This window comes from Bosea sp. 685 (genome assembly GCF_031884435.1).
GTDB lineage: Bacteria > Pseudomonadota > Alphaproteobacteria > Rhizobiales > Beijerinckiaceae > Allobosea.
In genome coordinates this window covers 1,862,512-1,888,848 of record NZ_CP134779.1, presented here as the reverse complement: position 1 = coordinate 1,888,848, position 26,337 = coordinate 1,862,512, and the positions used below count along the sequence as shown (strand labels likewise).

22 protein-coding genes and 2 pseudogenes are annotated in these 26,337 nt (G+C 65.2%); 10 read left to right on the top strand and 14 right to left on the bottom strand.

The genetic code is table 11. From position 1 onward, the window contains the following. Positions 1-2 precede the first annotated feature (2 nt). From RMR04_RS10235 to RMR04_RS10195, 9 genes are all read left to right on the top strand, one after another. Positions 3-1,580 (top strand): ABC transporter substrate-binding protein, encoded by a 1,578-nt coding sequence (locus tag RMR04_RS10235; protein WP_410492225.1) that lies wholly within the window; start codon positions 3-5, stop codon positions 1,578-1,580. 25 nt (positions 1,581-1,605) lie between these two features. Then, positions 1,606-2,565, top strand: a complete 960-nt coding sequence (locus RMR04_RS10230) for an ABC transporter permease (RefSeq protein ID WP_311914550.1) — start codon at positions 1,606-1,608, stop codon at positions 2,563-2,565. A 17-nt stretch (positions 2,566-2,582) separates the two neighbouring features. Beyond that, the gene (locus RMR04_RS10225) at positions 2,583-3,467 is read left to right on the top strand and encodes an ABC transporter permease (protein ID WP_311914549.1); all 885 of its coding nucleotides are present in this window, start codon (positions 2,583-2,585) and stop codon (positions 3,465-3,467) included. A 40-nt stretch (positions 3,468-3,507) separates the two neighbouring features. Then, positions 3,508-4,425: a dihydrodipicolinate synthase family protein gene (locus RMR04_RS10220; RefSeq protein ID WP_311914547.1), complete on the top strand. Its 918-nt coding sequence runs from the start codon at positions 3,508-3,510 to the stop codon at positions 4,423-4,425. A gap of 296 nt (positions 4,426-4,721) precedes the next feature. Beyond that, complete coding sequence (locus tag RMR04_RS10215; RefSeq protein WP_311914545.1) at positions 4,722-6,137, top strand: circularly permuted type 2 ATP-grasp protein; 1,416 nt, start codon at positions 4,722-4,724, stop codon at positions 6,135-6,137. A 73-nt stretch (positions 6,138-6,210) separates the two neighbouring features. Next, positions 6,211-7,152: an alpha-E domain-containing protein gene (locus RMR04_RS10210; RefSeq protein ID WP_311914543.1), complete on the top strand. Its 942-nt coding sequence runs from the start codon at positions 6,211-6,213 to the stop codon at positions 7,150-7,152. A gap of 84 nt (positions 7,153-7,236) precedes the next feature. Then, positions 7,237-8,064, top strand: a complete 828-nt coding sequence (locus tag RMR04_RS10205; protein ID WP_311914541.1) for a transglutaminase family protein — start codon at positions 7,237-7,239, stop codon at positions 8,062-8,064. A 49-nt stretch (positions 8,065-8,113) separates the two neighbouring features. Next, positions 8,114-8,863, top strand: a complete 750-nt coding sequence (locus RMR04_RS10200; protein WP_311914539.1) for a proteasome-type protease — start codon at positions 8,114-8,116, stop codon at positions 8,861-8,863. A gap of 87 nt (positions 8,864-8,950) precedes the next feature. Beyond that, on the top strand, positions 8,951-11,167 hold the full coding sequence (locus tag RMR04_RS10195) for a putative bifunctional diguanylate cyclase/phosphodiesterase (RefSeq protein ID WP_311914537.1): 2,217 nt from the start codon (positions 8,951-8,953) through the stop codon (positions 11,165-11,167). 91 nt (positions 11,168-11,258) lie between these two features. On the opposite strand, the gene RMR04_RS10190 is transcribed toward RMR04_RS10195, so the two are convergent. The 13 genes from RMR04_RS10190 to RMR04_RS10130 all read right to left on the bottom strand — a co-directional run bounded on the left by RMR04_RS10190 (position 11,259) and on the right by RMR04_RS10130 (position 24,025). Further along, positions 11,259-11,774 carry an exopolysaccharide biosynthesis protein gene (locus RMR04_RS10190; RefSeq protein ID WP_311914536.1) on the bottom strand — a complete coding sequence of 172 codons (516 nt, stop codon included), beginning with the start codon at positions 11,772-11,774 and terminating at the stop codon, positions 11,259-11,261. A gap of 254 nt (positions 11,775-12,028) precedes the next feature. After that, on the bottom strand, positions 12,029-12,298 hold the full coding sequence (locus RMR04_RS10185; protein ID WP_311914535.1) for an usg protein: 270 nt from the start codon (positions 12,296-12,298) through the stop codon (positions 12,029-12,031). A gap of 461 nt (positions 12,299-12,759) precedes the next feature. Further along, complete coding sequence (locus RMR04_RS10180; RefSeq protein ID WP_311914534.1) at positions 12,760-14,358, bottom strand: NTP transferase domain-containing protein; 1,599 nt, start codon at positions 14,356-14,358, stop codon at positions 12,760-12,762. 12 nt (positions 14,359-14,370) lie between these two features. After that, a complete protein-coding gene (locus RMR04_RS10175; protein WP_311914532.1) occupies positions 14,371-15,063 on the bottom strand; it encodes an XdhC family protein in 693 nt (230 codons plus the stop codon). 4 nt (positions 15,064-15,067) lie between these two features. Then, positions 15,068-15,697 (bottom strand): LysE family translocator, encoded by a 630-nt coding sequence (locus RMR04_RS10170; protein WP_311914531.1) that lies wholly within the window; start codon positions 15,695-15,697, stop codon positions 15,068-15,070. Then, positions 15,697-16,020, bottom strand: coding sequence for an XdhC family protein (locus RMR04_RS10165; protein ID WP_311914530.1), 324 nt, complete (start codon positions 16,018-16,020; stop codon positions 15,697-15,699). Before RMR04_RS10165 ends, RMR04_RS10170 begins: the two co-directional genes overlap by 1 nt. Positions 16,021-16,103: 83 nt before the next feature. After that, complete coding sequence (locus RMR04_RS10160; protein WP_311914529.1) at positions 16,104-17,306, bottom strand: vWA domain-containing protein; 1,203 nt, start codon at positions 17,304-17,306, stop codon at positions 16,104-16,106. Positions 17,307-17,430: 124 nt separating this feature from the next. Next, a complete protein-coding gene (locus RMR04_RS10155; protein WP_069692276.1) occupies positions 17,431-17,808 on the bottom strand; it encodes a nuclear transport factor 2 family protein in 378 nt (125 codons plus the stop codon). 107 nt (positions 17,809-17,915) lie between these two features. Continuing rightward, positions 17,916-18,827: an AAA family ATPase gene (locus RMR04_RS10150; protein WP_311914526.1), complete on the bottom strand. Its 912-nt coding sequence runs from the start codon at positions 18,825-18,827 to the stop codon at positions 17,916-17,918. A 181-nt stretch (positions 18,828-19,008) separates the two neighbouring features. After that, positions 19,009-20,079, bottom strand: a complete 1,071-nt coding sequence (locus RMR04_RS10145) for a YncE family protein (RefSeq protein ID WP_311914524.1) — start codon at positions 20,077-20,079, stop codon at positions 19,009-19,011. A gap of 98 nt (positions 20,080-20,177) precedes the next feature. Next, entirely contained in the window at positions 20,178-20,981 is an 804-nt protein-coding gene (locus RMR04_RS10140) for an FAD binding domain-containing protein (RefSeq protein WP_311914521.1), read from the bottom strand. A gap of 79 nt (positions 20,982-21,060) precedes the next feature. Beyond that, the gene (locus tag RMR04_RS10135) at positions 21,061-23,439 is read right to left on the bottom strand and encodes a xanthine dehydrogenase family protein molybdopterin-binding subunit (RefSeq protein ID WP_311914520.1); all 2,379 of its coding nucleotides are present in this window, start codon (positions 23,437-23,439) and stop codon (positions 21,061-21,063) included. An 85-nt stretch (positions 23,440-23,524) separates the two neighbouring features. Next, the gene (locus tag RMR04_RS10130) at positions 23,525-24,025 is read right to left on the bottom strand and encodes a (2Fe-2S)-binding protein (RefSeq protein ID WP_311914518.1); all 501 of its coding nucleotides are present in this window, start codon (positions 24,023-24,025) and stop codon (positions 23,525-23,527) included. Positions 24,026-24,627: 602 nt separating this feature from the next. Here RMR04_RS10130 and RMR04_RS32095 point away from each other — a divergent pair. Beyond that, positions 24,628-25,706, top strand: a pseudogene (locus RMR04_RS32095) (methyl-accepting chemotaxis protein). Positions 25,707-25,746: 40 nt separating this feature from the next. On the opposite strand, the pseudogene RMR04_RS10115 reads toward RMR04_RS32095, so the two are convergent. After that, positions 25,747-26,195: pseudogene (locus tag RMR04_RS10115) on the bottom strand (SRPBCC family protein). Positions 26,196-26,337: the final 142 nt, after the last annotated feature.

The following is a 26,337-nucleotide window of genomic DNA, read 5'->3' as shown; positions in this document are numbered from 1 at the left end:
CCATGACCATGAGGATGTATCGTAAGGCGCTGATCGGCGCTGTGTTGCTGGCCGGCACGATGATGACGCCGGCTTTCGCCCAGATGAAGACGATCACCGGCGGCTTCGACGTCGGCCCCGGCGGCCTGCAGGGCAATTTCAACCCGATGACGGCGCCCGCCGGCTATACTTGGCTGAACACTTATTTCGAGCCGCTGGTCACTTATGATGCCGGCCTGACCAAGCTCGTGCCGGCACTGGCGGCGAGCTGGGAGATCAGCCAGGACAAGCTGAGCTATACCTTCAAACTGACGGAAGAAAGCTGGCATGACGGCCAGAAGTTCACCGCTGCCGATGTGAAGTTCACCATCGAGCTCAACAAGAACCCGAAGACCGCGAGCCTGCTGTCGGCGCGGCTGTCCGCCGTCGACAGCGTCGAGGTCAAGGACCCGCGCACCGTCGTCGTCAAGCTGTCGCGGCCCGACAACGCCCTGATCGTCAGCTTGACCAAGATGATGATCCTGCCGGCGCATGCGCTCGCAGCAATAGCACCGGAAGACATGGCGAAGAACGCGATGTGGTCGACCAAGCCGATCGGCACCGGCCCGTTCAAATTCGTGCGCTACGAGACCGACCGCTTCGTCGAACTCGCCGCCAACGAAACCTATCGCGGCGGCAAGCCCAAGGTCGACCGGTTGATCAACCGCTACTTCGCCAATGCAGCCGCGGCGATCTCGGCGCTGCGGGCCGGCGAAATCCAGTTCACCTATATCGAGTCCGACGACGTCCCGACCTTCAAGGGCAACAAGGACTACGCCATCATCGAAGGCGCCTCCTACGTCGCCAACTATATCGGCTTCAACAACCAGCTGCCGCTCTGGAACGACATCCGCGTCCGCCAGGCGGTGATGCATGCGATTGACCGCAACACGATCATCGACAGTCTCTACAAGGGCGCCGCCAAGAAGGCCGATTGCGGCTATGTCGAGGGAAGCCTGATCCCGAAGGCGCTCGACGAATATGCCTATGACCCGGCCAAGGCGACGCGGCTGCTCAAGGAGGCCGGCTGGGACAAGATCAACGGCGCCAAGCCGATCTCCTGGATCACCTATTACAACAACCCGCTGACCGCCAACGTCATGGCCGCGGTCCAGGCCATGCTCGCCCAGGTCGGCATCAATGTCGTGCCGCGCGCATTGGATTCGGCGGGCTATAACGGCATCGTCATGTCCCGGACGCCAAACCCAGCCGATTTCCCGCTGGTCTATGCCGGGCTGCAGAATGGCCCCGATCCCGGAACGCTCAATCTCGGTCTGAACGAGAGCCAGATCCCGCCCGTCGGCCAGAACTTCCTGCAGATCAAGATTCCCGAACTCAATGCCGCGCTGAACACCGCCGTCGCCGAGACCGACCAGGCCAAGGCGACGACAAAATACCAGGACGTCTGCGCCGTCATGAACAAGACGCTGCCCTGGGGCACGATGTGGGTCGCCAACCGCTACGGCGTCGCCTCGGTCAAGCTCAAGGACTTCGTCTGGACACCGGCGCCGGGTGGCGGGCCGTTCGCGGCCACGCCGGAGAAATGGTCGATCGCGCCCTGAGCTCCCCTCGACGACGGCGTGAACCATGCTTGGCTTCTATCTGAAACGGCTCGCCGCCGGCCTGACGATGCTGATTGCGCTCAGCATCATGGTCTTCGTGCTACTGCGCCTGGCGCCGGGTGACCCGATCGATGCCTATCTCAATCCGCTGGCCCCGCTGAGCCAGGTCGAGATGGACGCGCTGCGCCAACGGCTCGGGCTCGACCAGCCCTGGCCAGTGCAATATTTCGCCTGGCTGCGCGCGGCGCTTGGCGGCGATCTCGGTTACTCGATCGACCGGGCCGGCGTACGCGTACTGCCGCTTCTGATGGAGCGCACCGGGCCGACGCTGCTGCTGATGCTGACCGGCCTGGCCATGGCGATCGTGCTGGGCATTGCCGCCGGCGTCATCAGTGCGGTCAAGCGCAACTCCGTCATCGATCTCGGCCTCGGCGTCCTCGCCTTCCTCGCCATCTCGACCCCGGCCTTCCTCAACGCTCTGCTCGGCCTCTACGTCTTTGCAGTGGTGCTGCGCTGGGCTCCCTCGGGCGGGATGCTGACGCCGGGCGCACCCTTCTCGCTCTCGGATCTGCTGGCCCACCTCATCCTGCCCGCCTCTTTGCTCGCGCTCGTCTATTCCGCGCTGTTCATGCGCTACATGCGCTCCTCGCTGATCGAGGTGTTGAACCAGGATTATCTGCGCACGGCCCGGGCCAAGGGCGTCGGCGAATTCGCGGTGATCGTCAGGCACGCCCTGCGCAACGCCATCCTACCCGTCATCACCCTGATCGGCTCGACCATCGGCATTGCCATCGGTGGCGCGATCTTCATCGAAAGCGTCTTCGACTGGCCGGGCATGGGGCTCTTGATGGTCAAGGCGGTCGAGACCCGCGACTACCCGGTGATCATGGGCGCGACGCTCTTGGTCGGCGTCGGCGTCATCCTGGTCAATCTCCTGACAGACCTTGCCTATGCGGCGGTCGATCCGCGCATTCAGGTGAGCTGATGAGCGCGGATACGCCCATGGCCGCAAGCGTCGTTTCCCTGCAAAGGCGCAGCCGGAGCCCGCTGCAACGCGCGCTCGGGCGCTTTTTCCGCAATGGAGCGGCGATTGCCGGCCTGCTCATCCTGGCGCCGGTGCTGCTCGCGGTGCTGACCTATCCGCTCTGGTGGCGCTATGCGCCCAACAGCATCGATCTGCGGGCGCTGAACTCCGGGCCCTCAATGGCCCATTGGCTCGGCACCGACGGCGTCGGCCGCGATACGCTGGCCCGCCTGCTGCAGGGCGGGCGGATCTCGCTGCTGATCGCGTCCGTCTCGGTCGCGATCTCGCTTTTCATCGGTTTTGTCGTCGGCGCGCTCGCCGCCTTTGGCGGGCGCGCCGTCGATAGTGCGATCATGCGTTTCGTCGATCTCGCCATGACGCTGCCGCCGGTCATCCTGCTGCTGGTGCTCGCCTCGATCACCGGCACCGGCATCCTGCCGACGATCTTCGTGATCTCGCTCCTGTCCTGGCCGGTGCTGTCGCGCATGGTGCGGGCTCGCCTGCTGGAACTTCGCGAACGCGATTTCGTCGTCGCCTCCCGCGGCTTCGGCGCCGGTCTCGGGCATCTGCTCTTCCGCCATGCCTTGCCGAACTCGCTCGACATCCTCGTGGTCTACGCCACCGTGCAGTTCGCCAATGCGATCCTCCTCGAAGCCGGCCTCTCCTTTCTTGGCATGGGCATCGTTCCGCCCGAAGCGAGCTGGGGCAACATGCTGAGGGCGGCGCGCTCGACTGCGGTGCTGGAGCTGCACCCCTCGCAATGGATGCCGGCGGGCGCCGCGCTCGTGGCGACCGTGCTCGCCATCAACTTCATCGGCGACGGTCTCCGCGACGCCTTCGATCCGCGCACAGAGCTCGAGTAATCCAAGCCTTGAGTAATCCAAGCAGAGAAAGCCTCAGCCCATGACACGTTTTCACGGTGTGGTTCCCCCGGTCGTCACCCCCCTGACCCTGGATTTCAAGGTCGACTACCCATCCTTCACCCGCGTGATCGAGCATCTGCTCGAGGGCGGCGTCGATGGCCTGTTCGTGCTGGGGTCGACCAGCGAAGTCGTCTTCCACGACAATGACGAGCGCGCGAGGATCATCGAGCACGCCGTCAAGATCAACAATGGCCGCGTGCCGATCTTCGCCGGCGTGATCGACCCGACGACCGACCGCGTCATCCAGCATGCGAAGGTCGCGCAATCCGCGGGCGCCGACGCGCTGGTCGTGACCGCCCCGTTCTACACCCGCACCAGCCAGGCCGAGACCATCGACCATTTCCGCTATGTGCGCGAGGCGGTCGACCGCCCGGTCATCGCCTATGACATCCCCGTCTGCGTCCACATCAAGCTTGAGCGCAAGACGACCGTCACGCTCGCCCGCGAAGGCACCGTGGCAGGCCTGAAGGATTCCAGCGGGGACGACGGCAATTTCCGCTTCGTCAAACAAGACCTGGCGGACATCCCCGATTTCTTCGCGATGACGGGGTCCGAGATTGTGGTCGACAACGCGGCGCTGATGGGCGCCCAGGGCGTGGTGCCCGGCCTCGCCAATGTGGACCCCAAGGGCTACGTCAAGCTCTGGCGGCTGACCCAGGCCGGTAAATGGGACGAGGCTCGCCAGGAGCAGGAACGGCTCTGCCGGCTGTTCGAGATGGTCTGGATCTCGCTCGGCCGCACCAGCGCCGGCTCGGCCGGCGTCGGCGCATTCAAAACGGCAATGCAGCTTCTCGGCGTCATCGACACCAACACGATGGCCCGGCCGCAACGCTCCCTCAACGCCGAGGAAGCAGCGTCCGTCAAAACGATTCTCAAGCAGACCGGGCTTCTCGGCTAGCTCCGCGACGAGCCTCGGAACGACGCCTTCGCTCTGAGGCGGTGGCTCGAAAACGATCAGGCGGACCGGTTCTGACGCGGGCCGCGCCGCAGCGGGCGATTCTGTCGAAGGCCCACTGCGGCCCAACTCGGCGCGATGCGCCTCATCCCTTTTGACGACTCGACAAGCGCACCGGCCGCACCAACGCCGGAATTGCTCAAGGATTAGGCAGACATCGACGCAGCCCTGACCATGCGCCCCCTTCCCGAACGATCGCGAATAGGCATAGGCTGCCCGAAATGGGGAAAACACCTACGATGGTCGCGTTCGACGAAATGACCGGCTCCGGCTCCGATTTACGGCCGGCCTATGCTGAGCTCGACCGCTGGCTGAAGGAAGCGCCGCCGGAAACGCTGGCGCTGCGGCGCAGCCAGGCCGAACTGTTCTTCCGCCGCATCGGCATCACCTTCGCCGTCTATGGCGACGAAGAGTCGACCGAGCGTCTGATCCCCTTCGACATCATTCCCCGGGTCCTGACCAAGCCGGAATGGACCAAGCTCGAGGCGGGCCTGCGCCAGCGCGTGACCGCGCTGAACATGTTCCTGGCCGATGTCTACGGGCCCAAGGAATGCCTCAAGGCCGGGATCATCCCGCCCGACCTGGTCTATGGCAATGCCTGCTACCAGCTCGAAATGGTCGATTTTCAGGTGCCGCACGGCATCTACTGCCACATCGCCGGCATCGACGTGGTCCGGGTCGATGCCGATACCTTCTATGTCCTGGAGGACAATGCGCGCACGCCCTCAGGCGTCTCCTACATGATGGAGAACCGCGAGGTGATGCTCAGGCTCTTCCCGGAGCTCTTCGCCACGCATCGCGTCGCACCCGTCGACAATTATCCCGACCAGTTGCTGGCGACCCTGCGCTCGGTCGCGCCGCGCAGCGCGCCCTCCGACCCGTCGATCTGCCTGCTGACGCCCGGACAGTTCAATTCGGCCTTCTACGAACACTCCTTCCTGGCCGACAAGCTTGGCGTCGAGCTGGTCGAGGGCTCGGACCTGCTGGTCAAGGACGACGTCGTCTATATGCGCACCACGCAGGGGCCCAAGCGGGTCGATGTGATCTACCGGCGCATCGACGACGACTTCATCGACCCGCTCGTCTTCCGCGGCGATTCCGTGCTCGGCGTGCCCGGGCTGATCGGCGCCTACAAGGCCGGCAACGTCACGCTGGCCAACGCGGTCGGCACCGGCGTCGCCGACGACAAGGCGGTCTACAGCTACATGCCCGAGATCGTGAAGTTCTTCACCGGCGAGGAGCCGATCCTGAAGAACGTGCCGACCTGGCGCTGCCGCGAGCCCGAGGCCAATGCCTATGTGCTCGACAATCTCGATAAGCTCGTCGTCAAGGAGGTCAACGGCTCCGGCGGCTACGGCATGCTTGTGGGCCCGCACGCCAACAAGGCGCAGATCGAGACCTTCCGTAAGAAGCTGAAGGCGAGCCCTGAGGGCTTCATCGCCCAGCCTACCCTCGCCCTCTCGACCTGCCCGACCTTCGTGGCCTCGGGCGTGGCCCCACGCCATGTCGATTTGCGCCCCTATGTGCTCTCGGGCGCCAACGGCATCTCCTGCGTGCCTGGCGGCCTCACCCGCGTCGCGCTGAAGGAAGGCTCGCTCGTCGTCAATTCCAGCCAGGGCGGCGGAACCAAGGACACCTGGGTGCTCGATGCATAACATCAACAGCGGCATTCATCCCGGACGGAACGCCGACGCACCGCGCCCCGCCACGAAAAGGCCCGAACTGACCATGCTCTCGCGCACAGCCGACAGCCTTTACTGGGTCTCCCGCTATGTCGAGCGGGCCGAGTACCTCGCCCGCATCCTCGATGCGACGACACGATTGACCAACCTGCCCCACGCCTATGGCGGCGCCGGCACGGAATGGCAGAGCGCGGTCTCGACCGCCGGCTGCGAGGAGGCCTTCGCCAAGGCCTATGGCGAGGCCAATGAGCGCAATGTCTGCGACTTCCTGACCTTCAACCCCGACAACCACTCCTCGATCCGCAACTGCCTGGCGCTCGCCCGCTCCAATGCGCGCGCGGTGCGCACCGCGTTGACCTCGGAGATGTGGGACGCGCTGAACGGCGCCTGGCTCGAACTGCAACGCTTCGAAAAGAAGCGTATGGACCGTGAGGAACTGGCGCGCTTCCTGGACTGGGTGAAAAACGTCTCGCTGGTCTTCGACGGCTCGGCCTACCGCACCATGCTGCGCGACGACGGCTACTGGTTTTCGCGCCTGGGCGTCTATGTCGAGCGCGCCGACAACACGGCCCGCATCCTCGACGTGAAGTACCATGTGCTGCTGCCGGACAACGAGCAGGTCGGCGGTTCGCTCGACTATTTCCAGTGGACCACGATCCTGCGCGAGGTTTCGGCGCTGACGGCCTATCACTGGGTCTATCGCGAGGCGGTGAAGCCGCTGCTGATCGCCGACCTCCTGATCCTGAACCGGCGCATGCCGCGCTCGCTGGCGAGCTGCTACGAGAACATCTCGCGCTTCCTCGACGCGCTCGGCGACGCCTATGGCCGCCAGGGACCGGCCCAGCGCCAGGCGCGCAAGACGCTCGCCAACCTCAACAACACCCGCATCGACGACATCTTCCAGCACGGGCTGCACGAGTTCATCTCGGACTTCATCACCGAGAATAATCGCCTTGGGGGCACCATCATCGAGCAGTATCTGCAATGAAACCGGGCTTCGGGCTCGCTTCCAGCCGCATGGCCCGCTAAAGAGAGGCCGTCCACGCCCCACCGCCCGAGACCCAGCGACGCCATGCGGATCCGGATTTCCCACTCGATCGCTTACGCCTATGCCGAGCCCGCCCGGCACATCACGCAGATCCTGCGGCTGACTCCGCGCGACCATGACGGCCAGCACGTCATGTCCTGGCGCATCGAGCCCACGGTCGATGGCCGCCTGCGTGCCGGCCAGGACCCTCACGGCAACCTGATTCACACCTTCTCGGCCGATGGCCCGATTGCGACGCTGGCGATCCAGGTCAGTGGCCTGATCGAGACCACCGACCTCGCCGGCGTCGTGCGTGGCGGCATCGAGCGCGTTCCGCCCGAGGTTTTTCGCCGTGACACGCTGCTGAGCGCGCCAGACGAGGCGCTCCGCAGCTTCGCGCTGGAGACGACGCGCGAAGCCGGAACGCCGCTTGCCAGGATGCACGCCCTGATGGACGCGCTGCACGAAGAGATGACCTGTCTGGAGCCCGCCGACCGCACCGGGATCGGCGCCGCCGCCGCCTTCGCGGCGCGCGAGGGCATCGCGCAGGATCTCGCTCATGTCTTCATGGCCTGCGCCCGCCATCTCGGCATGCCCGCGCGCTACGTCTCCGGCTATGTCGCCGAAAGCCAGTCCCTGCCCCATGCCAACGGCGCCCATGCCTGGGCCGAGGTCCATCTCGACGATTATGGCTGGATCGGCTTCGATTGCGCCAACGGCCTGTGCCCGATCGACACCCATGTGCGCATCGCCTCGGGCCTCGACTATTCCGATGCCGCTCCGGTGCGCGGGGCGCGCAAGGGCGGCGACGGTGAGCGCCTCTCCGTGATCGTCAGCGCGCGCCAGGCCGCCGGCTTCCAGGCCAACCAATGACGGAGCGGCCGGGCGCGTCCCGGCCAATCCCACGACAAGGACTCGCCTCGTGACCTATTGCGCCGGAATCCTCGTGCAGGACGGGCTGGTGATGATCGCCGACACCCGCACCAATGCGGGGCTCGACGACGTCTCGACCTTCCGCAAGCTGCATGTCTTTTCCACGCCGGGCGAGCGCACCTTCGGGTTGATGACAGCGGGCAACCTCTCCGTGACTCAGTCGGTGGTCAGCCTGCTGCATGAGGGGCTGGCCAATCCCGAAACCGGCGAGATGGACACCCTGCTCAACGCGACGACGATGTTCCGCGCCGCCCAGCTCGTCGGTCGCGCCATTCGCGCCGTCAGGGACATGGATGGCGACGCCATGAAGGAAGCGGGCGTGAAGTTCGACGTCTCGATGCTGTTCGGCGGCCAGATCATGGGCCAGCCTATGCGGCTTTTCATGGTCTATGGCGCCGGCAACTTCATCGAATGCGGCATGGATGCGCCCTTCCTCCAGATCGGCGAGCACAAATACGGCAAGCCGATCCTCGACCGCGCTGTGACCTACAAGACGCATCTCTACGACGCGCTCAAGGTCGGCCTGATCTCGATGGATTCGACGATGCGCTCCAATCTCGGCGTCGGCCTGCCGATCGACCTGATCGTGCTGCGCCGCGACACCGCCGAGCCCGAGCTCAACCGCCGGATCGAAGCCGGCGAGCCCTATTTCCACGACCTGCGCGAGCGCTGGTCGGCGGCGTTGCGCGCGGCCCACACCGCGATACCCCGACCGCCCTATGGACCGCCAGCCGGTTAAAAACCCCAAAGAATCCGCACGCGCGGCAACGGGATGTCAACAATCCCTTGGCATTATGCATGTCCTGATGCCCTTTCCGGATAGCTGATGCGCGCGCCTGCCGTCGCGAAGATGACCAACGCGGACTCGTCGGCGCGGATGCTCAAGAGCACCGTGGCGACGCTCGGCTGTGCGTTCCTGCTGGTCTTGTCCGCCCTGGTCGCCGTCGTGCTCGCGATCACCAACGACGCCAACAAGCTCGAGGCGATGCGCCAGCGCGACCGCATCGAGGCGGCCATCGACAGCCAGCTCAAGCTTCGCCGCTTGCGGCTCGACAGCCTCGCGGCAAGCGGGGAACTGCAGGCCGCCCTCTCCGCGAGCGATGATCCGCTCGCGACGCTCCAATCCGCTTTCACGCGCCTCAGCACGCGCTTCCTGGAATTCGACGGCGCTTATATCGTGACCGGCACTGGCCGGGTTCTCGCCGGCGTCGAATCCGGCGCGCAGGCCGGCCAGACCGGCTATAATGGGCTCAAGCATTTCAGCCAGCGCATTCCCGGAGGCTCGGCCGCCTCGACTGCGCCGGCGACGAACATCGCCGAACCGACGGTCAGCTTCATTATTCATGACGGCCAAGAGGCCATCATCGTCCTGGTCGCCGATCTCGCGGCCGCAGCCACGCCCGCGGTCCCCCGCTGGCCCGGCAGTCTGAAGCTCGTCGGCTACCGGCGATTGACCAGCGCGGTGCTGCGTGACATCGCTGATCGCTACCGCGTCGCCGATGTCCGCCTGACCGGGCGGATGCCTGAGGATCCGGTGTCGCGCCGCCAGGTTCTGGCGCCCGACGGCGCCGTCAAGGCCTGGCTGACCTGGGCGCCCGAGCGCCCGGGCGATGCCATGCTGCACCAGTTCTTCTGGAGCTTCGTCGCGGTCGGCCTGCTCTTCGCGGCTATCTTCGCCTATGTCGTCCAGAGGTTGCGCGGCGCCGCAAGCCAGGTCGCGCTCAGGGAACGCCAGATCCAGCGCCTCGCCGGGCAGGACGAGCTCTCGCTGCTGCCGAACCGGCGCACCTTCGACCTCCGGCTCGACCAGGAGTTGGCCCAACTTGCTCGCTCGGGCGCGAGCTTGGCGGTCATGCTGCTCGACCTCGACCGCTTCAAGGCCGTCAACGACACCTATGGCCACACCGCCGGCGACGAGCTGATCCGCCAGGTCGCCGACAGGCTTCTGGGCATCATGCGGCTGGGCGACACTGTGGCGCGGCTTGGCGGCGACGAATTCGGCATCATCCAGACCAATATCCATGATCCGGCCGGCTGCGCCGCCCTGGGCGAACGCATCCTTGAGGCCCTGACCAAGCCTTTCACCATCTTCGGAGTGGAAACCTCGATCGGCTGCTCGATCGGCATCGCGCTCGCACCGCAGGACGGCAGCGACCGCGGCTTGCTGCTCCGGCTCGCCGACACCGCGCTCTACCAATCCAAGAACGAAGGCCGGAACCGCTATTCCTTCTTCGAAGAGCACATGAATCGCTCGCTGCAACTCAAGCGCATGGTCGAGGAGGATCTGCGCAAGGCGATCACCGACGACCAGCTCGTACTGCACTACCAGCCGCAGGTCTCGATCGACGGATCGTCGATCATCGGCGTCGAGGCTCTGGTGCGCTGGCCGCACCCGGAACACGGCCTGGTACCGCCTTCCGAATTCGTCGGCATCGCCGAGGAGCGCGGGCTGATAGTGCCCCTGAGCGACTGGGTGCTGCGGCGCGCCTGCACGGAAGCCTTGCGCTGGGAGGGCGTCAAGCTCGCGGTCAACGTCTCGCCGATCCAGTTCCGCCACAAGGATTTCGTCGCCAACGTCATCGCCATCCTCGAGGAGACCGGCTTCGACCCGGCGCGTCTCGAACTGGAGTTGACCGAGGGCGTCGTCGTCGAGGACGCCGATGCGGCGGAGGCCGCGATGATGGATCTGCGCAGCCATGGCGTCGGCCTCGCGCTGGACGATTTCGGCACCGGCTATTCGAGCCTGATCTATCTACGCCGCTTTGCCTTCGACAAGATCAAGATCGACCGCTCCTTCCTGGAATACATGGAGACGACAGGAGAATCGGCGATTCTGGTCCATTCGATCGCCCATCTGGGTCGCGCACTCGGCCTGCGCGTCTGCGCCGAGGGCGTCGAGACGGTCGAGCAGCACCGCTTCCTGCAGGCGATCGGCTGCCACGAATTGCAGGGCTTCCTGTTCTCGAAGGCCGTCTCGGCGGACGAGATCGATCGGCTCCTGGCGCAGGACGCGCCTTTTGCCGCCCGCCTTGCAGCGGCTTGATTTTTTAGAGCGTTTTCGAGCGAAGTGGACACCGGTTCCCTCGCGACAAACGCGAAGCGTTTGCGCGGAGAAAACGCGTTAAAACCAAAAGCTAGAACAACCCGGAAAGACCGCTGACGATCGCATAGGCGAAACCAGCGCTGAGGATCAGCCCGCCCGCGCCGATGACAGCGCCGGCGATGATGAACAACCCGTCGCGCTCGACGAGACCCAGGCCGACCAGGCAGACGGCGAGCCCAAGCGGGATCTGGCCAATGAAGGGCGCCGCGACGACAAGGCCGAGCGCCAGCACGAGGATGATCAGCCCGAGCACCGGGGTTGCGAAGGCGCTGCCCAGGGCGGTCAGGCGGGGCCGCGAAAAGCGCTCGAGCCGCGTCAGCACCGGCACGGCGCGCGCCACGGCGCGGCTGAGTTCGGGCTTACCCACGCTCTTGCCGAGGACGGCCTGAGGCAGCCACGGCATGGCGCGGCCGGTCAGCATCTGCACCGCGACGAAGGCGAGCACCAGGCCGCAGACCAGCGGGATCGGCGGCGGCATCGGCAGGCAGTTCGGCAAGCCGAGCAGGACCACGAGCAGCGCGTAGGTCCGGTCCTTGAGCGCGGACATGATCGTGGCGACCCCGATGCGCTCTCCAGGCAGGGCGGCGAGCGCCGTCAGTAGTCCGGAAGTGCGTAATGGAGGTGACAATAGGACAAGGCCGGGCCGGGTCGGGAGCAGCGGCCTAGCATGCGCAGGCCCCGCGCAACAAGCGCGGCGACGCCGAGGGCAGGATGCAAAAAAGTGGGTACCGGCACTTTGCGCCCCGCCCGGGCGCGCGGGCTAGAGCAGTCGATCCTGCTCTAACTCTTTGATGAGGGCCTTCAATGTAGCGTCAGCACGCCGTTGACGTTGACGATTTCGGCCGGACGGATCAGGCGCGAATGCGCGACTGTGACCGAATGAAGCGGGCCTTCCAGTTCCCGCTTCCAGAAATCGAGAAAGTCGTGCAGCTGCGGGAAACGCGGGGCGAGATCATATTGCTGCCAGATATAGGTCTGCAGCAATTTCGGGTGATCGGGCAAGCGGTAGAGGATCGTCGCCGTCGTCAACCCGTATCCCGCCAGTTGCCGGATGAAGTCCGCTGAAGCCATTGCCATCTCCCTTCGCCACGTCACGATGAAAGTTGAGCCGGTTAGATATAGGCTGCGCCTGCTTGGTTAACAAAAGCTTGCAAGCCTCCTGCCAAGCTGCGGCAACCATCCCCTGTGCATCCGGCCATGCGCAGGGGATGGTTGCATCCAGTGCTGGAGTGGGGATGACGGCGCGTCATGCGAATGCCGGGGCTAGGCGTTTGACCGCGCTCGCCGCGTGTCACGGCGCCTTCGGCGAGAGCGGGCTCGACGACAGCGGCCTCCGCAACTGGGCCTCGTTCGGAGCCGTCCGCGAACAGACACAGCGGCGGCCACCTGCAGCATCGCCCACAAGCTGGAGAGACAGACGCTAGTCGGCTATGAATGGCGTCCTATCTGGCCATTCCGATAGTCATGGGCTCCGGGCTCGGCCCTATGGGCCATCCCGAAATGACGCCGCAGCTCCAAATCGAGCCATCTCCCTACCCAACCAGCGCCCGCAACGCCTCCGGCGTATCGACGTCGAGCGCGATCGCCGGGTCGTCCAGCGGCACCTCGGCGACGGCCTCGCCGGCCTCGTCGAGCAGACGCCTGGCCCCCTGATCGCCGCTCAACCGCGCCACCGCCGGGAACAGTGCCCGCGCGAGCAGCACGGGATTGCCGCGCTGACCGAGCAGCGTCGGCACCACCGCCAGCGCATCCGGCCTGTCGGCGAAGACTTCGGCCAGCCTATCAATCACTTGCGCGGTCACATTGGGCATGTCGCCAAGCGAAACCACGACGCCCGGCGCCGAAACCGGCAATGCGGCAAGGCCCGCCTTCACAGAACTGGCAAGGCCACTGGCGAAATCGGGATTATGGACGAGGCGAATATCGAGGCCGGCCAGCGCGGCGGCGACCTCCTTCTGCTGATGACCCGTCACCACCAGGACAGGCGCAGCCTTTGAGGCCAGTTGCGCCTCGACGGCATGGCGCACCAGTGGCTTGCCCCGCACAGCCTGCAACAGCTTGTTGGCCTCGCCCATCCGGGTCGAGCGGCCGGCCGCGAGCACCATGCCGGCGACCGGCGCGGCCTCGGCATGGCCCGGAGCCCGTGGCTGCGGGCGCGAGACGATCTCCATCAGGAGGCCGCCGACGCCCATCGCCTGAATATCGGCCTTGCGGACGGGAATGCCGGCGAGACAGCGCTGCAGCACCCAGTCGAAGCCGTTCTCCTTGGGCGAGCGGGCGCAGCCGGGCGCGCCGATCACCGGTTTGCCGCCGAGCTCGCCAATCAGCAGCAGGTTCCCAGGGTCGACCGGCATGCCGAGATGCTCGATCCGCCCACCGGCCGCGAGCAGCGCCTGCGGGATCACATCGCGCCGATCGGTGATGGCCGAGGCCCCGAAGACGATGACGATATCGGCCGGCCCCGCCACCATCTTCGCAAGCGCCTGCGCCAATGGCGTAACCTCATGCGGCACGCGCCTGTCGGCGGACAAGTTCGCGCCGGCCGGCGTGAGCCGGTCAACCATGATGCGCAGGGTCTTCTCGATGACCGAGGGCTTGAGCCCTGGCAGGAGCGTCGAAATCACCCCGACCGAAGCGGGCCGATAGGCTGCGACCGAGATCGGCGCAGCCATGACGGCCGCCAGCGCCTCGTCGACCAGGCTCCCGGCAAGGCCATAGGGGATGATCTTGACCGTGCCGACCATCTCGCCCGCAACGACAGGCTTCATCGCCGGCAAGGTCGCGGCAGTGATCGCCTCGTCGACCCGGTTGAAGCGGTCGATCGCCGTGACATCGATCGTCAGCACGCCTGCTGTGGTCGCGAAGAGATTGACGCGACCGGTGAAGGGGGTCTCGGTGACGATGCCCTGCCCCGCCAGCGCAGCGGCCAGCTTCGCCGCCGCGGCATTCTCGTCGATATCGCCTGGCTCCAACCTGACGGCGACGAGCTCAGTCAGCCCAGCGGCCGCGAGCCTGACGGCATCCTCCGCGCTGATCGTCGCGCCCTTCCTGACGATGACATCGCCGGCGCGGACGGTGTGCGCGGCGATGCAGCCTGCGGCATCGGTGATGGCGACGGGTCCGAATTTCATCTGGTTTGTGGCTCAGACCGGTTTGCGGCGCGGGCCGCGCAAGCTGCTAACGATCTCAGCCAGGATCGCGAGCGCGATCTCGGCTGGCGAGACCGCGCCGATGTCGAGCCCGATCGGCGCATGGATGCGCCCGGTCGCGGTCTCATCGAAGCCCGCAGCCGCCAGCCGCTCGATACGCCGGGCATGCGTCTTCCGGCTGCCGAGCGCGCCGATATAGAAGCAATCGGACCGCAGAGCGGCCTCCAGCCCGGGATCGTCGATCTTGGGATCATGCGTCAGCGCGACGAAGGCCGTGTAGCTGTCGAGCCCGAGCGTCGCGATCGCCTCATCCGGCCACTCGGTCAGGAGGCGCACGCCGGGAAAGCGCTCGGGCGTGGCGAAAGCGGTGCGCGGATCGACGATCACGAGGTCGAGGTCGAGCAGCTTCGCCATTGGCGCCATCGCCTGCGAGACATGGACGGCGCCGGTGATGACGATGCGCGGATGCGGCGCCTGCACGGTCAGGAAATACTGCGCTCCTGCGACCTCGACCATCGCGCTCTTGGCCATGCGCAACTGCTTGTCGAGCACCTCCGCCAGCGGGTCGGCCGCGATGTCGGCCGCCTTGACCAGCCGCTGCGTGCCGCTTTCGATCGTGGTGACGAGAACGCTCGCGCGCCGCGCAGTGCGCTCGGCATTGAGCGCAGATAAGATCGAAAGTTCCATCGCGTCAGCCCTTGTCGATCGCGAGCTTCAGCCCAAGCCCGATCATCATTGAGCCGCCGAGCCAGCGCCCGAAGGCGAAGCCGGCCTTCGTCTGCTTCATCGTCTTGACCACGGCGGACGCCCCCAGGACGGTAACGAAATCGGCCGAGGAAAAGGCGAAATTGACGATCGTGCCAAGGATCAGGAACTGCGCCCAGACCGGCAGGGAGCCGGCCGGATCGACGAATTGCGGCAAGAGCGCAATGAAGAACAGCGCAACCTTGGGGTTCAGCACCTCGACAATGAAGCTGTCGATCAAGGCACGCTTGACCGTCTTGGGCGGCGTTGCGGAGGCTTCGCCCTGGGTCAGCTTGGCGCGGATCATGCCGATGCCGAGCCAGACGAGATAGAACGCGCCCGCAAGCTTCACCGCGACATAGAGCTCGGGCACATGCTTGAACACCGCCGACAGGCCGAAGGCGGCGGCAAAGACATGCAGATAGCAGCCGAGATGGATGCCGAGCATCGCCATGAAGCCGGCGCGGCGGCCATGCGAGATCGTCTGCGCCGCCGTATAGAGCAGCGCCGGCCCCGGGAAATAGGCAACCAGGATGGTCAGCGTCGCGAAGGCGACAAGGGTTTCCCAGGACGCCATCAGTTCACCTTTTCCACATAGACCCGAATCCGCCCGCCGCAGGAGAGCCCGACCTTCCAGGCGGTCTCGTCGGCAACGCCGAATTCGAGCGTGCGGGCTTTTCCGCCGCCGATGACCTCGGCTGCCTCCTCGACGACCGCGCCCTCGACGCAACCGCCAGAGACCGAGCCCTGGAAATTACCTTCGTCATCGATGACGAGATGCGAGCCGACCGGGCGCGGGGCCGAGCCCCAGGTTTCGATCACGGTGGCGAGCGCCACGCCACGGCCCGACTTGGCCCAGGCTTCGGCCAGGCTGAGGATGTCTGTGTCGGTGCTGATCATGGGATGACCTTCGATCTCGCTATGATTTCAGATGCTTCCCGTCACTACGAGCGCAGCTTGAAAATCCTCATCGATATCATGCCTCACCCGGCCTTCTTCAACCACTGGCGCGGATCGCTCTTCCGGTCTGCATCCGGCGACAGTGCCGCGCAGAGATCGGCCATCGCCGCGAGATTGTGGATCGGTCGGAAACTGTCGACATGGGGCAGCATCGCGCGGATGCCGCTGGCGCGCGCCTCGAAGGCCTCGAAGCGCAAGAGCGGGTTGAGCCAGACGAGTTGGCGGCAGGAGCGGTGCAGGCGGTCCATCTCGAAGGAGAGCTCTCCGTCGAGATGCCGCTCCAGCCCGTCGGTGAAGAGCAGGACGACCGCCCCGCCCCCCAGCACCCGGCGCGACCAGACCCGGTTGAACGTATGCAGCGCCGTCGAGATGCGCGTGCCGCCTTCCCAGTCGGGCGCGGCGCGCCCCGCCAGGGCCAGCGCGTCGTCGGGGTCGCGGGCGCGCAAGGAGCGCGTGACATTGGTCAGCCTTGTGCCGAAAACGAAGGAATGCACGCGGTGGCGCTTCTCGGTGAGCGCATGCAGGAAATGCAGGAAGATGCGCGAATACTCCGCCATCGAGCCCGAGATATCGACCAGCGCGACGACCGGCGGATGCACCTCGGCGCGCTCGCGGAACGCCAGATCGATCGAACCGCCGCCGCCCCGCAGGGAGCGGCGAAAGGTCCGGCGCGGGTCGATGCGCGCGCCCTGATGTGCGGCCTGGAAGCGCCGTGTCGGCACCCTGTCGTCAGGCAGGCTCAAGCCCGCGATCAACTGCTTGGCCCGCGCGATCTCGGCCGCGCTCATCTGGGCGAAATCGCGCGATTTCAATGTCTCGCGATCGGAGACGGTCATCTGCGCGCTGAACTCGGTCAGCTCTCGCGGCGGTTCATCCTCCTCGCGCTTGGGCGGCGCGAAGGCCTCCGCCACCCGCAGCGCGCCGGCCTCCTCCTTCTGCGGCGAGCTGTCGCCGCCAGGCGAGACGGGCGACATCTGCGCCATCAATTTCTCGATCAGCGCCCGCCTGCGCCAGAACAGCCGGAAGGCCTGATCGTAGACGACGCTATCCTCATGCTTCTTCACGAAGATCGCATGCAGAGCCCAATAGACGTCATCGCGCTCGCCGAGCGCCCCTTCGGCCAGCGCCTCGACCGCCTCGACCACCGCACCGGGACCAACGGGCACGCCGGCGATGCGCAGCGCTCGGGCGAAATAGGCGACGTTTTCGGGGAGCTTGCCAGTCATCGGTGAGCCGCGTCCGGCATGCTAGGGCTTGTCCCGAGCATCCACGTCTTCGCTTCCACCGGTATCAACGTCACAAGGCGTGGATGGCCGGCACAAGGCCGACCATGACGGAGAGTGTCGCTATTCACTCCCGCACCTCGGTCATGAACACCTTCTGCACGACCTGCCATTTGCTATCGACCTTCAGGAAGGACAAGAGATCGGTGAAATAGCGCGGCGGCATCTGGCATTTGACCTTGACCAGCGCCAGCGTCGGCCCAACCAGATCGATGGTCAGGATATGGTCGCCGCGCGCCAGGCCGGCGGCTTTCGGAGAGGGCCGGCTGCGTACCCACTCCAACCACTGGTCGCGCGGTAGGATCTTGATCGCGCCGTCCTCCTGCGCCGAGGTCAGCGCGCTGGTCGGATGGAAGACATGGGAGAGCTTGTCGACATCGCCCTCATAAAGTCCGTTGAGATAGGTCCAGGTCGCCGCCTCGATCGCCTTGAGATCATTGTACATGGTGTCCCTCCTCTGTTGGCGCGTCTTGGTCGGCCCTGAGCCGACCATCTCCCGCAAGAGATTCTCGGGTCTGCGCTTCGCTCCGCCCGAGAACGACGTCTGCGGCCTCACCCTCGCGCTTCCGCCTTCACCTGATCCAGCAGCTCCTTCACCTTCGAGCCTTGCATCGCCTGGATATCGTCCTGGTATTTCAGCAGCGCGCCCAGCGTGTCCGAGACCAGCGCGGGATCGAGCGCGACCGCGTCGAGCTCCACCAAAGCGCTCGCCCAGTCGAGCGTCTCGGCGACGCCGGGCGCCTTGAACAATTCCTCCTTGCGGATCGCCTGCACGAAGGAGACGACCTGCTTCGCCAGCTTGGCGGGAGCGCCTGGCGCGCGCGCCTTGAGGATGGCGAGCTCGCGGGCCGCATCGGGGTAGCCGACCCAGTGATAGAGGCAGCGCCGCTTCAGCGCGTCATGAATCTCGCGGGTGCGGTTCGAGGTCAGGATCACGATCGGCGGCTCGGCAGCCTTGATCGTGCCGAGTTCGGGAATCGTCACCTGCGCATCCGCCAGAACTTCGAGCAGGAAGGCCTCGAAAGCCTCGTCGGTACGGTCGAGCTCGTCGATCAGCAGGATCGGCGCGCCACCCTCCTGCGGCTCCAGTGCCTGCAGGAGCGGACGCTTGACCAGATATTTCTCCGAGAAGATGTCGGCCTCCAGCCGCTCGCGATCACCCGTCACACCGCCGGCTTCCGCCAGCCGGATCGCCATCATCTGCCCGGCGTAGTTCCATTCATAGACCGCCGAGGCGAGGTCGAGCCCCTCATAGCATTGCAGCCGGATCAGCTTGCGCCCCAAAGCAGCCGAAAGCACTTTCGCGATCTCGGTCTTGCCGGTGCCCGCCTCGCCCTCCAGTAGCAGCGGCCGCTTCATCCTCAGCGCCAGGAACAGCACGGTCGCAAGCGAGCGGTCGGCGACATAGCCCTGCGATTGCAGGAGAGCCTGCGTCGCGTCGATGGAATCCGGCAAGGCAATCATCGCAAACTCTCATCATTCCCGGTTCAGGTGCGCCGGCCTGCCCGGAGCCCCCTGACGACAACCGTCCAGGCGTCCCGAAACCGGCGCGACCCCGACGGAATCGACGGAGGAGCGAACCCAGTCGCATCCCGACACCACCGTCGCCGCTGGCGAGGCGGCAACGGCAATGGGAAACATCACATCATTTCGCGTAGATCAACACCTTGAACGTATTCGGATAAAACGTGTTGGCATAATAGGGCGAAACGGTCGTCGTCACCTTCTTGGCATAATCGGCCGAGCCCTCGGCCGTTACCGCGAAGATTTTCTTGCTCTTGGCGTCCAGCGCCAGCGAGCGCACCCCGGCATGGGTGCCCAGAGCCTCGATCTGCCAGTAGGTATTGGCATCGACCTGTTCGAACACGTTCATGACGGCGTTGACGCCGTTGGTCAGGAAGATCCGCTTCAGCTCCGCATCATAGGCGATGCCGTCATTGCCGCCGCCCACCTCCTGCGAAAAGATCACCTTGCCGGTTTCGGAATCCATCACCGCGAAGGCAGGTTTTGCCTTGTCGCTGCCGCGGCAGCCCAAGAAGATGCGCTTGTTGGCGGCATCCATTGTCAGGCTGTTGGTCTGGCCGCATCCGGGAGTGGGCCACTCCGCGGTGACCTTCATCTCCTTCATGTCGATGCGGTAGACCAGTTCCAGGTCGCGCGAGGCCAAGAAAAGGTTGCCCTTGCCGTCGCCGTCGGCATGCTCAGGCTTCTTGCTTGCGACCTTGATGACGCCGACCTTCTCGAGCGAGGGAGCCTGCAGGACGACGAGCTCCGTGCCATCCTTGCCCGCGGCCATGTTGACCAGGATCCGCTTCGAGACCGGATCGTAGTGGCTGGTGTCGAGTTCCTCGCCGAGCTTGATCGGCGCGCGCGACTCCATCGTCGACATCTTGAACGGCGTGATCGATCCGTCCTCGTTATTGGAGAAGCCAAGATCGAATTCGGGCATCAGCGTCGCGCCGTTCGAGCTTTGCGTCGCGGTATTGTCGAGCGTCTTCAGCAGCTTCCTGCCCGCGGTGTCGAAGACCTGCAGACCTTCCTTCCGATGGCCGATATAGAGCCGGCCGGACGCGCCATCCAGGCTGATATAGTCCCAGGCCGCACCCTTGCCTTCGATCGTGGCAGAACTCTCGAGATGCCAACCGTCGAAGGCGGAGGCCGGCAGAGCGAGGAGCGTCACGAGGGCGGCTGCCCCCACGAAAGTGGCATATCTCATCGGCGCATCCCCCGGATTGGATCGATCGTTGCGATCCGTTTCGTCTCAGGGCGATGCCGAACGACATCGCCCTCGACAAAGCTCGATTATGCAGCGCCCTACTTCCCGGTCGCGCGCACCACAGCTTCCTTCGCCATCACGCCGATCAGATGGGCGCGATATTCGGCATCGGCATGCATGTCGGCGTTGATGCCCTTGGCCGAGGCCTTGAGGCCATCGAGCGATTTCGCGGTGAAGCGCGCCTTCAGAGCAGCCTCAGCCTCGGGCCAGCGGAAGACGCCGCCTTCGCCCGCGCCCGTGACCGCGACGCGGACATCGGAGCCGCGCTTGGCGACGAAGACGCCGACCAGCGCATAGCGCGAGGCAGGATTGCGGAATTTCGCATAGGCAGCCTTGGAGGCCAGCGGAAAGGCGATCTTGGTGATGATCTCGCCCTCCTCCAGCGCGGTCTCGTAAAGGCCGGTGAAGAACTCGTCCGCCCCGATCTTGCGCTTGTTGGTGACGATGGTCGCCCCCAGCGCGAGGCAGGCTGCGGGATAGTCCGCCGCAGGGTCATTATTGGCGACCGAACCGCCGATCGTGCCGCGATGACGCACATGCGGATCGCCGATATGCGAGGCGAGATAGGCCAGGCCCGGAATGGCCTCCTGCACGACTGGCGAAGCCGCGACCTCGGCATGGGTCGTCATCGCGCCGATCACGACCGTGCGGCCCTTGCGCTCGATGCCCTTGAGATCGGCGCAGCCGCCGAGATCGACGAGAGCGCCTGGCGAAGCGAGGCGCTGCTTCATCGTCGGAAGCAGCGTGTGTCCGCCGGCGAGCAATTTGGCGTCCTCCTTCTTGGCGAGGAGACCGACGGCCTGGCGCGCCGTGGCCGGGCGATGGAAGGTGAAGGCGTACATGGGCATGATCCCTTTCGAAACGTCGCAGGCGCTGGATAGGCGAACGACGGCCACACGCCGCCATCCGCCCTCTCGATGCTTACTCGGCAGCCATTCTCTTGATGCTCTTCTGCGCCGCGCGCCAGACCGCCTGGGGCGTCGCCGGCATGGCGATGTCCTCATGGCCGAGCGCATCGGTGATGGCGTTGATCACGGCGGGCGGGGCGGCAATGGCGCCGGCCTCGCCACAGCCCTTGATGCCGAGCGGGTTGGACGGACATGGCGTCACTGTCATGCCGACATCGAAGGATGGCAGATCGTCGGCGCGGGGCATGCAGTAATCCATGAAGCTCGCGGTCACGAGCTGCCCGTCACTGTTGTACTTCGCCCCTTCCAGCAGCGCCTGGCCGACACCTTGGGCGATGCCGCCATGGACCTGCCCCTCGACGATCATCGGGTTGATGACATTGCCGAAATCGTCCACCGCCGCCCAGCGCTCGATATGGGTCACGCCGGTCGTGGGGTCGATCTCGAGCTCGCAGATATGGACGCCGGCCGGGAAGGTGAAATTGGTCGGGTCGTAGAACGCGCCCTCCTTCAGCCCGGGCTCGAGATCCTGCCCGTTGAACTTGTGCGCGACATAGGCCTGCAGCGCACAGGAGCCGAAATCGAGCGTCTTGTCCGTGCCCTTCACCTTGAAGTGCCCATCCGCGAAGTCGATGTCGGCCTCGTCGGCCTCCAGCACATAGGCTGCGACCTTCTTGCCCTTGGCGATGACCTTGTCGACGGCCCTGAAGATCGCCGACATGCCGACCGCGCCGGAGCGCGAGCCATAGGTGCCCATGCCCATCTGCACCTTGTCGGTGTCGCCATGGACGATCGAGACGTTCTCGATCGGGATGCCGAGCTTGTCGGAGACGAGCTGGGCGAAGGTCGTCTCATGGCCCTGGCCATGGCTGTGAGAGCCGGTCAAAACCTCGACGGTACCGATCGGGTTGACCCTGACCTCCGCCGATTCCCATAGGCCGACGCCGGCACCGAGCGAGCCCACAGCGGCCGACGGCGCAATGCCGCAAGCCTCGATATAGGAGGAGAAGCCGATGCCGCGCAGCTTGCCGTTACGGGCCGAGTCGCGCTTGCGCTTGCCGATGCCCTTATAGTCGATGATCTCCAGCGCCTTCTTCATCGCCGCACCATAATTGCCGGCGTCGTACATCATGATCACCGGCGTCTGGTGCGGGAACTTCTTGATGTAGTTCTGCATCCGGAATTTTGCCGGATCCTTGCCGAGTTCGCGCGCCGCGACCTCAACCAGCCGCTCGACCACGAAGGTCGCCTCCGGCCGCCCCGCCCCGCGATAGGCGTCGACGGGAGCCGTATTGGTGTAGACCGCATCGACCTCGGCATAGATCGCCGGGATGTCGTAGGAGCCCGAGAGCAGCGGCGCGTAAAGATAGGTCGGCACCGAGGAAGAGAAGGTCGAGAGATAGGCGCCGAGATTGGCCGTGGTCTTGACCCTGAGGCCGGTGATCTTGCCATCCGCGTCGGTCGCGAGCTCGGCATGGGTGACATGGTCGCGGCCATGCGCGTCGGAAAGGAAGGCCTCGGAACGGTCCGACGTCCATTTCACCGGCCGGCCGACCTTCTTGGCCGCCCAGACGCAAACCGTCTCCTCAGCGTAGATGAAGATTTTCGAGCCGAAGCCGCCGCCGACATCGGGCGCGATCACGCGCAGTTTGTTCTCGGGCGCGATGCCGATGAAGGCCGAGAGCACGAGGCGGGCGACATGGGGGTTCTGGCTTGTGGTGTAGAGCGTGAATGCCCCCTCACCCTGATCGTAATCGCCGACGGCCGCGCGCGGCTCCATCGGGTTGGGCACCAGTCGGTTGTTGACGATGTCGAGCTTCGTCACATGCTTGGCCGCCTTGAAGGCCTTCTCTGTCTCGTCCTTGTTGCCGAGATGCCAGTTGAACACCGTGTTGTCGGGCGCCTCCGCATGGACCACGGTCTTGGCCTTGGCGGCGCTTGCGGTGTCGACCACCGCCGGCAGCACGCCATAATCGACGACGATTGCCTCTGACGCGTCGCGCGCTTGGGCCAGCGTCTCGGCGACGATCACGCAGACATGGTCGCCGACATAGCGGACCTTGCCCTGGGCCAGGGCCGGATGGGCGCCGGCGCGCATCGGCGAGCCGTCCTTGTTGTGAATCATCCAGCCGCAGATCAGCCCGCCGACCTTATCGGAAGTGAGATCGTCGCCTGTGAAGATTCCAAGCACGCCGGGCATCTTGGCTGCGGCCTTGGTGTCGATCTTGTTGACCGTGGCGTGGGCGTGGGGCGAGCGCAGGAAATAGGCGTGGGCCTGGCCGGGGCGGTTGATGTCGTCGGTATAGCGACCCTGGCCCGTGATGAAGCGGTGGTCTTCCTTGCGGCGGACTGAGGCGCCGATTCCGGTGGCGGAGCTTGATTGAGAAGACATTGGTGTTCCCTCCTCGCAGCGCGCCTCTGGCGGGCACGTCATGGCATGAGAAAAAGCCCGCGCGGGATAGCGCGGGCGAAACGCCTTACTCCGCGGCCTGGCGGGCCGGCTTCGCCTTGCCGCCCATGGCCTCGGCCCCGGCTGCAATCGCCTTGACGATGTTGTGGTAGCCGGTGCAGCGGCAGATATTACCGTCGAGATCCTCGCGGATCGTCTGCTCATCGAGCGCGTGGCCGCGCCGGTTCACGATATCGACGGCCGCCATGATCATGCCCGGCGTGCAATAGCCACACTGAAGCCCGTGATGCTCGCGGAAAGCCTCCTGCATCGGATGCAGCACACCGTTCGCCGCCAGCCCCTCGATCGTCGTCACGGAGGCTCCCTCGAGCGACAGCGCCAGTGTCGTGCAGGACTTGATCGCCTTGCCGTCGACATGGACGACGCAGGCGCCGCACTGGCTGGTGTCGCAGCCGACATGCGTGCCCGTCAGGCGCAAATTCTCGCGCAGGAACTGAACGAGCAGAGTACGGGGATCGATTGTGCCGGTGACGGCTTTGCCGTTCACCGTCATCGAAACGGTGGCCATGGGGCATTCCTCCTGGGACCCGGGTCTGGCGCCCGGCTAAGACATCTCGAAGCCGTAGCGTAATCTCCCCTCGCGCGACCGCAATCGACGAAGAGCAGCTCTTCCTTGGAATAGCTCGAAATTGAATGTGGACCCGCATTTTTGCGCGGTCAAGCCGGGGACATCTAGACAAGGCAGGCTGTTTTGTACCGTTTCGCGGTGATTCATCGCGTTCGGCTGGAGCTCGACCAGAATTTGCGAGACCGCGTACCTATGTCGCATTGCCGGAATTTTAACCGGGGCCACTCACCGTGAGCCAGCGCGTTGGAGCGCTTTTGGCGGCGGCGCGAGGGCCGATCTTGACATCGATTTCAGAACAGGTCGCACGCCGCCTGCGCTCGACAGGCTACGGCGAGCAAAAGCGCACCGCGCTGCGGGGCTATCGCAAGCACGTCGATCTCGTCATCGAAGGCATCGTCGCCAAGGCCTTCTCCTACGGTCGCCAGATCCATCCCGGGCTGAAAGACAGCATCGCGCCGCTAAACGAGAACCTCTACGAGATCACGGAGCAGCATTTCAGGTTGATCTTTGAAGGTGATTTCGACGAGCGCTACCACACCTCCATGGAGCGCATGTGCATGCTGGAGCGCGCCGTCAAGGTCGGCACCCGTTCCCGCGTATCGATCGCGGGGGCCCTTTTCAGAGCAATCGCGACGAAGCCGCGCCTGGCCTCTCTGCTGTCTCCCAGCCGTTTCGCGAGAGACATGGAGATCATCGAAAACGTCCTGGTCATGGACATCAATACCGCTATCACCCTGGATCATGCCCTTGAGGCCGCGGAGGCCAGGCATCGCCGCGACGCGCTCGACACCGCCGCGCATATGCTGAAATCACGGATCGGCACGCTCGATTCGACGATCAGCGGCGCCGTTGAGCAGTTCGTCGGCGCCACAGACGAAACCACGAGCGCGACAGCCTTCATCCGGACACAGGTCCTCGATGTCACGCGTGCCGCCGAAATGATGAGAGACCGCGCCCGCCAGACGGCAGCCGCGACCGAAGAGATGTCGGCTAATATCGGCGAGATCGGCCATCGCGCCCGTCAAAGCGTCGCCATCGCCACCCGCGCCGTCGGCGACGCCGAGGCGATGAACCACGCGATCACGCAATTGCGTGAATCGACCGCCAGCATCGGCTCGGTTCTCGGCCTGATCGCAGACATCGCCGCGCAGACCAATCTGCTCGCACTCAACGCCACGATCGAGGCGGCCCGAGCGGGGAAGCCGGGCGCGGCTTCGCCGTCGTTGCCTCGGAGGTAAAGTCGCTGGCAACGCAGACAGCCAATGCGACGCGGGAAATCTCTCGCCAGATCACCGAATTCTCGGCAAACGCCGCGGCATGCGGCCAGCATGCCGCATCGATCAGCACGACGATCGGCGAAATCCGGGGCGATTCCGAGGCGATATCCGACTCGGTCGCCCAGCAGAGCCTCGTCACCTCGGGCATAGCGCGCGACGCCTCGGATGTGGCCGGGTGTTCGGATGACACGATCGCCAGCGCCCAAGCCGTCGGCGACAGCCTGGAGACGACGACGAGGGCGATCGAACGCGCCACCCTCGTCGCTTCACAGATCGCACTTCAAGTCGGCGCGGCGGAGGCCACCGTCAGCGAGGCGCTGACGGCGCTGAGACAGGTGTCCTGACGCGCTCAGTTCGCTGACCGTTCTGATGCCGAAGAACGCGTCAGCCTTCGCTGACCGCTTTGGCGAAATTGGCGAAAAACTCATCGGCGAGCTTCTTCGAGACCGAATCGATCAGCCTCGCGCCGAGTTGCATCAGCTTACCACCGACCTGCGCCTCGACATCGTAGCGCAGCAGCGTCTGCCCCCCTCGGCGTCGCTGAGCGCGACCTTGGCGCCGCCCTTGGCAAAGCCCGCGATGCCGCCCTCACCCTCGCCCTGGATGCGATAGCCATTGGGCGGGTCGAGGTCGACAAGTTCGACCTTGCCTCGGAAGGTCGCCTTCACCGGCCCGAGCTTGACCTTCACGATCGCCGAGAAATGAGTGTCGTCCTTGGTCAGTTGATCACAGCCGGGAATGCAGGCCTTGAGCACCTCCGCGTCGTTCAGCTTGGCCCAGACCACATCCTTGGCAGCCGGCAAGGTGACCTCGCCATTCATCGTCATCGCCATGCCGCTACTCCCTCATTCCAAGATCAAGCCGACCCCGCCGCTGTTGCAGCCGGCCATGCCTCGGGTCTATCCAAGGCTCGGGTCGGCTATCCATGAGCGGAAAGCCCCTCGCTGCACAAGGGGACAAAAGTGAACAGCGCCC